The organism is Cronbergia sp. UHCC 0137, assembly GCF_034932285.1.
Lineage (GTDB): Bacteria > Cyanobacteriota > Cyanobacteriia > Cyanobacteriales > Nostocaceae > Cronbergia.
Genome location: NZ_JAYGHC010000061.1, coordinates 21,993 through 29,311, shown reverse-complemented (window position 1 = coordinate 29,311; position 7,319 = coordinate 21,993). Strand labels below are relative to the sequence as shown.

The 7,319-nt window shown below is 35.9% G+C and carries 6 protein-coding genes; all 6 read left to right on the top strand.

The genetic code is table 11. The features are described 5' to 3' along the window. The first annotated feature begins 253 nt into the window (after positions 1-253). From VB711_RS22530 to cas5, 6 genes are read left to right on the top strand one after another with little or no spacing between them, the layout of a single operon-like run. Entirely contained in the window at positions 254-1,225 is a 972-nt protein-coding gene (locus tag VB711_RS22530; protein ID WP_323288568.1) for a WYL domain-containing transcriptional regulator, read from the top strand. A gap of 12 nt (positions 1,226-1,237) precedes the next feature. Beyond that, positions 1,238-1,900 carry a type I-MYXAN CRISPR-associated protein Cas6/Cmx6 gene (cas6, locus tag VB711_RS22525; RefSeq protein ID WP_323288566.1) on the top strand — a complete coding sequence of 221 codons (663 nt, stop codon included), beginning with the start codon at positions 1,238-1,240 and terminating at the stop codon, positions 1,898-1,900. After that, a complete protein-coding gene (gene cas3, locus VB711_RS22520; protein ID WP_323288565.1) occupies positions 1,890-4,160 on the top strand; it encodes a CRISPR-associated helicase Cas3' in 2,271 nt (756 codons plus the stop codon). The genes cas6 and cas3 overlap by 11 nt, the downstream gene beginning before the upstream one ends. After that, entirely contained in the window at positions 4,157-5,635 is a 1,479-nt protein-coding gene (cas8a1, locus tag VB711_RS22515; RefSeq protein ID WP_323288563.1) for a type I-MYXAN CRISPR-associated Cas8a1/Cmx1, read from the top strand. The genes cas3 and cas8a1 overlap by 4 nt, the downstream gene beginning before the upstream one ends. A gap of 33 nt (positions 5,636-5,668) precedes the next feature. Further along, entirely contained in the window at positions 5,669-6,547 is an 879-nt protein-coding gene (gene cas7i, locus VB711_RS22510; RefSeq protein ID WP_323288561.1) for a type I-B CRISPR-associated protein Cas7/Cst2/DevR, read from the top strand. Further along, on the top strand, positions 6,547-7,260 hold the full coding sequence (cas5, locus tag VB711_RS22505; RefSeq protein WP_323288559.1) for a CRISPR-associated protein Cas5: 714 nt from the start codon (positions 6,547-6,549) through the stop codon (positions 7,258-7,260). The genes cas7i and cas5 overlap by 1 nt, the downstream gene beginning before the upstream one ends. The last annotated feature ends 59 nt before the right edge of the window (positions 7,261-7,319 follow it).

Here is a 7,319-nt window from a genome sequence, read left to right as displayed (position 1 = left end):
ACCAACAGCACCTGGCAGTTACAGTGTTTAACCAATAGTGGTAGCTCTTGGGCAGTAGTGAGTTCAACAATTACTACCAGTTCCACCACACTACAAACAGACACATTCACACCAAATAAACATCATATATGGGTGTAAAAACAAAATTGAATTTCTATATATTATTTCTGGTTTTTATTTAGACGGCAGATTTTTTGCCGGGTAGTCGGTTTAGTATGAGAGAAGTTATCCCTAAAAAACATCTGTCTCGTATATGTCCCGGCATTTGGAGAGATTACTCGCAATTGATTTACTGATCAGAAGCAAGACACGCTCAACAAATAAAATTATTGCTGCAACTTTAGAAGTTAGCGAGCGAACTATTCGTAGTGACTTGGCGTTTTTACGCGATCGCTTTAATGCACCCTTAGAGTTTAGCCGCAGTAAAGGTCATCATTATACTGATCCCGAATGGCGATTGCCTAGTATTTCTCTATCTCAAGGAGAATTATTTGCCTTGACATTGGGTGCAAGAATGCTACAGGCTTATGCTGGTTCTGCTTATATAAGTGATTTGCGTTCTGCAATTATGCGTTTGAGTGAAAGACTCCCAGAACAGACTTGGATTGATTTACAACAAATAGCAGATGAAAAAATTATTTTTACGGCTGGGGCAGAAAGTTATCTTGATCCACAAATCTGGAGTCAGTTAGTTGAAGCGTGTAGTAATTCTAGGCAAGTTAATATTCATTATTATACAGCGAGTCGTAATGCAAATTCTGATAGGGTTGTAGATCCTTATTTACTGCACATTTATAGGGGAACTAATCCCTATTTAATTGGATTTTGTCACAAAAGACAGGATATACGGTGGTTTCGTGTAGATAGAATTAGAGAATTACAACTACTCACGAGTAAATTTGTTCGAGATCCAACTTTCAATTCAAAAGAACACCTAGAGAAAATTTTTCAATCGGAGGTCGGTAGTGGCAGTCCTATATCTGTAGCAATCTGGTTTGATGCTCCAACTGCTCCCTACGTGCGAGAACGTCGTTGGCATCCTACTCAGGAAATTGAAGAAAATTCTGATGGTTCTATCACACTGCAAATGCAGGTGACTGGTTTAAATGACCTGAAGCGTTGGGTTTTGGGGTATGGAAAAGGTGCAGTAGTCAAAGAACCACCGGAGTTGGTGGCGTTAGTAAAGGGGGAAGTTGAGGGGATGAGTAAACATTATGGACTATGAGGAGTTGAAATAGTGAACTTTCTAGAGATTCAATTTTTTTTAAGAGGACAAACATTACCTGCTGATCATGGCTATTCACTTTATTCTGCTATTAAAAAGCTGCTGAAAGAAAATCAAGTAGATTTGCTGAATGAAGATAATTTACCTCCAGAGATTTTAATATCTAGTATTTCAGGTATTCCTAATAAGAATGGTATGATATATCTCAATAAAAATTCTCGATTTAGATTTCGATGTCCGGCTGAACAAGCACCTCAATGGTATCGGTTTCTCCAAAATCAAGTTTTAGATATTCGTGGTCATATAATTCGATTAATTCAACCTCGTTTAACTTTGCCTGAAACCAGTGAAATTCTTAAAGCCAGATTGGTTGTCTTTCGTTTAGAACAATGGAATAGTCATGATGCTCCTTTTTACTTCCTAGAGTCTTGTAAAAAAGCAATGGAAAAAATTGAAGTTAATGCTCAAGTTTCTATTGATAGCAATTATGATGGAGATTTAGCATTACGTTCTCTCAAAGTTAAAGATAAAAATATTTTAGGTTATGGTTTACTTGTTGAAGGTTTAAACAATGAAGATTCTCTAAAACTTCAATGCTATGGCTTGGGTGGTCGAAAACATTTTGGATGTGGATGGTTTTATCCAGTCAAGGAGGAAATTAATAATGCAGCCTAAATTAGCACCAAATATTTTATTAGCTAAATCCTTTAAAAAAGGTCATTGGAAAGGGTCTTATGGATTAGTTGGACATACCGCAGATGTAGTTAATGCTGTAACAACTTTAGCTGGTACTTTAGGCGATCGCTTAATTCAACAGTTTGGGCTTCAGTGTACTTTAGATAAAATTAAATCAACGGTTCGTTTAGCTGCTTACATTCATGATTGGGGAAAAGCTAATGAGCATTTTCAAATGGTGGTTAGGCATCAACGTGATCCTCTTAATAATCCCCAAATGCTTAGACATGAAATAGCTTCAGTATTGTTAGCATGGAAATTTAGAGAATGGTTAGAACAAAGTGAAGGCGATTTTTACACAGCATTAGCAGCAGCCGGAGGACATCATTTAAAGCTAGGAGGTAAAGGAGGGAGAAAAACTGATGATTTCGGAGAAATACGCCAAGGAAGTGGAGATGATAAATTATATCTTTATATCCTTGACGTAGTTAATGAAAAACCTCAGTTTAATTCTCATTTTCGCCAATTACTGAAATATGGTATCAAAGCTCTTAGTTTACCTAAAAACATCAAACTTTCTCAAAAACCTGCCAATATTTGGTCAATCCAAGATATCAAGAGGCAGCAATTTGAAATTCGAGAATTTCTGTCTGAAAAATGGCAACCAGATCCAGTGTTTCTTGCTGTAATCAAAGCTATATTGATTGCGGGGGATGCCATAGGTTCAGCAATCCCTACAACGGATCAATCTATTAAGAAATGGATAACTGAAGCAATTCAAATTACCTTAGATGAAGTAAAACTACAGCAAGTGATTGATCATCGCCTCAATGGTAAAGAATTACGACCGTTCCAAGTTAAATTGGCTCAAAGTTCTACAAGAGTTACACTGGCAAGGGCAGGATGTGGTACAGGAAAAACTTTAGGGGCTTATAATTGGTCAAAGTCTCAGGCATTAGGTAGAAAGCTAATTTTTTGCTATCCCACCACAGGAACTAGCACAGAAGGGTTTCTTGATTATGTTCACAATCAAGTTGATTCAGTTTTGCTTCATTCCCGTGCTGATGTGGATTTAGCAATGGCTACTACAGGAGAAGAAGAAGAAAATGGAGAGGAAAAAAGCAATGAAACTGCTATCAAATTAGAGTCTTTTAAGGCATGGGATAAAGAAGCGATTGTCTGTACAGTTGATACTGTTCTTGGGCTTCTTCAATGCAATCGCCGACCTATGTATTGTTTTCCTGTAATTGCCCAAGCTGCTTTTGTTTTTGACGAGGTTCATTGCTATGATGAAAATTTATTTGGTGCTTTACTGCGCTTCTTGACAGTGGTAAAAGCTCCCATATTATTAATGTCTGCATCATTTTTACCTTGGCAAAAGGAGGCAATAGAAAAAGCAGTAGGTGAACCCATAGAAATTATCCCTGGACCCCCGGAGTTGGAAGAACAAAAGCGTTATCGTTTTCATTATGCTGATAATCCTAATTGGACAAGGGTTGAGGAAGAACTAAAGAATGGTGGTAAAGTTATATGGGTTTGTAATCAAGTAAATACTGCTATTGAGGTCTACAAGGAAGCTAAGAAGAAAGGATTAAATGCCTTACTATACCACAGTCGTTATCGCTATCAAGATAGGGTAAAACATCATCGTGCTGTAGTTGATGCTTTTAAACCAGAAAATCATCAGCCAGTTTTAGCGATCGCCACCCAAGTTGCAGAAATGTCTCTTGATTTATCAGCTACACTTTTGCTTTCTCAAATAGCAGATCCAGCAGGTTTAATTCAGAGGTTAGGCAGATTAAATCGAGTATATTGTGGTCATGCTTTAGATGCTATTTTTTATCCTGATGGAAAAGCAGGTTATCCCTACAGTAAACAACAACTTGATGATGGATTGAGGTTAATTCAATCTTTTACAGGAGAAGTTTGTCAAAAAGATTTATCACAATGGTTAGAAGGTACAGATAATCAAGGTAAAGCTAAAGAAGCATCGCTTTTATTAGATGGTAAATGGATGACTTACTCTACATCTTTACGGAAAGAAGGTTATAATATTACAGCATTACTAGAACAGGATTTATCAACAATTAAATCATTATCTAACAAAGAGATTGCTAATTATACTGTGCCTCTTCCAACCAAGAATATACAAGCATGGAAAAAGCATAAGTTTTACCCAATTGCACCCCAAGAGCTATGGGAATATTCCACAGATTTAGGAGCTTATGAAGTGAACAAAAGGGATAATAAATCAAAATGACAGAACTTATTTTATCTATTTTTGACCCCAATACCTTACTTTTTCATCGAGCCGGAATTGCTGGTTTAGCCCTAGCATTATCAGCGATAAATACTCATGATATGCCATTTTCATGGGACGTAACTGAAGATGAAGTTAAACTTTCATGGAATTGTAGTGATCAAGAAGCTGTATTGGCACTAATTAAACAAACCTATCGCATTAAAGATGGTTATTTAGATGTTCCTGCATTGAATCTTGATGACCAGGGTAAATACACTTTTAGTACAGGTGTAATGAATACTTTTTTGCAACATGGTAAACAACGTCAACAACCAAAAGAGTCAAGATTGATTCCATTTTCTGTTGATGATACAGAAATTATTTTTAGTTTCCGACCTGTGGAAGATTGCTATTACACTAGAGATTTCAAAGAAGCATTCAGTAGCAAAGGTAAATTTAACCCCAAAATACCTATTAAAGGACACCATTTACCAGGATTAGTAGAATGTTTTGCTCATGGAGCTTATCAAGAATCTCCCACAGGTTTTTTAGCTCTTGTTTTTTTACCCCTTGCTTGTAACTATTATCATTTATCTGGATATCGTTCAGCAATAGTTATTCCTGAAGTTAAAAATCTTCAAGAATGGGTTAAACGACGACAAAATTATTCTGGCAGTAGTTATAGGGATTTTCGTTCTAGTAGTGCTGGTGAGTCAGCATTACGGTTTTTATTACAGGAAAAGTTGATTGAAAACAACAAAAAATACCGAGTAGATTATTGTGAAGTTTACCAATTAGGTGAACAGCAATGGGATGGTAGTCAAAAATATCTAAAACAAGCTGTTTATCGAGTTCAAGTTACTGATGAAATTTTGAGTTTATATGATTCAGCTTTTCAATTTTTTAAGCCCCAGATTCGTAAAAATCATAAAGAAGAAACATGGTGGTCAGAATCAAAAGTTTTACCTTGGATTTGTGACAATTTAATTAGTAGTAAACCTTGGTATCTTGGATTTTATGATTTTTACAAAAAAAATAAACTTTATGAGCGCAAAGGATTAGCCAGTATGTCTCAATATCTTGATGCTTTGGAACAGATATTTTTTGATGCTGTACAAGGTGCTTTTAGTAGTTATTTACGAGAGCAAATTGTCCAAGCTCAAAAACAAGGTCGTCAGATTGACTATCCACAAGTCACAGATAAGGTAATTAATCGTTTATTGCGACCTAGCACTCAACAAGATTTTGCTAAAACAATGGTTGATTTCTTGAGTCGTCACCGCAGTAAATCAACAAAAGGAGTTGGGGCTGAAATTTACCAATGGCTGCATAAAGATAATAACTGGAAACAAGCTAGAGATTTAGCTTTATTAGCTATTGCCAGTTACACAGGAAAAGGAAAAGACGGTAATTCTGTAATTCCTGAATCAATACTTGATGAATCCAATTCTCAAGTTGATGTGGAAGAAGGTCTTGAGATATCTGTTTTGTAACTTTCACTCAATCATAATTTAGGAGAAAAACCCATGACACAACATATTTTTGTTACTGTAGTTACTCCCACTGCTGTTGCGGCTAATAATAGAGGTGAAGGTGATGGTAGTACCTTGTCTACTTTACAAAAAATCACCAAAGGTAATGATCAATATACTACTGTTAGTGCTGATGCAATTCGTTGGGCATATCGGGAATATTTACAAAATTCTCAAGCTAAAGAAGTAAACCGTACCTTTGATGCTGAATCTGATAAATACAATATCAAAGATGAAAAATATAATCCTACTAAGTATATTGATGATGATATCTTTGGTTTTATGGATGCCAAAAAGGATAAAGATAATAAAGATGCAACCACTAAACGACGTGGAGCTTTAGAAGTCAGTCGTGCTATCAGTTTAGATCCCTATTGGGGTGATATTGCTTTTGGTTCTAAGGGAGGACAAAAAGGTAAGACTTCAATTCATAATACTGAAGTTCATTGTACAGCTTATCAATATACTTTAGCTTTGACTCCTGAAAGTTTAAAAGACACTGAAAGAGCTAAATTTTTGCTAGATGCAATACCTTCAATTCAGCACGTTGGTGGAAATCATGCTCGATTTTTATATGAATTTAGACCTGAATCTATTATAATTCGGGTAACTGAAGATCCAAGTCCCTGGATTATGAATTGTTTTGAAAGAGTTGGTGAATCTGTAGGTTGTCGTCGTTTAGTTCGATTAGTTGAAGTCAAGGATATACCAGCTTCAGAGTTAATTGTTGCTGGTCAAATTGCTGATAATCATTATGATCAAAAAATCACCTATGTTCAAAAATTTAAAGATTTAAAGGTTGCACTTTTTCCAGGCATTAAAGAAGCGATCGCTAAAGCTAAAGAACTACTGAAGTTGGGAGTAAAAAGTTAATGGGAAATACTTTATATGTGGAATGCCCATTTACTAGCTTCCCCCGTAGTTTTGCGCGAGATTACAAAGAGACCTATCTTTATCCACCACCTTCTACTGTTTATGGTTTCCTACTCTCATTAGTGGGAGAAGAAGATTTAACAGCACACTTAGGGGTAAAATTAGCTATTGGCATTATTGGTGATACACCTCCCATTTCTCGAATTGTCCGAAAACAGCGAAATCATAAATTTTCTAATGGAGGTACAGAACATAAAAAAAGAGTAGAAAAATATGGAGAAGGATTTTATCCCCCTAGTCAGTTTTCTAAACCAAATTTTCAGGAACTGTTAACTGATTTAAAGATAGTTATTAAACTAGACTCGAATCATGAATCAGCTACAGTTAAACTGGATGAACGAGTAGCGATCGCTCTTTCAAGTCCTGAACAAATTACTCGCTTTGGTGGCTTATGTTTAGGAGAATCCTGGGCTTTAGTTAATGGAATAAGAACTTATCGCCATGAAGATGGACTAATTAGGTGGTTATTCCCAGATAATCGCGGATTAATTGCCTTACCTGTTTGGATTAATCGTCAAACAAGTCAAGGTAAATTTCAAAGATTTAGTCTTGTTGAATACAAAGAATTTGATGAGACTGGCTGGATTGAAATTCAGGGTGATGCAATTCCAAATCAAGGAAAATCCCGGAGTTCAAAAAGGAAGTCAAGCTAATTCTTGATAATCATAAATACCGAACCTTGAAAATTTAATAATCTTATTTTCAACTAGGA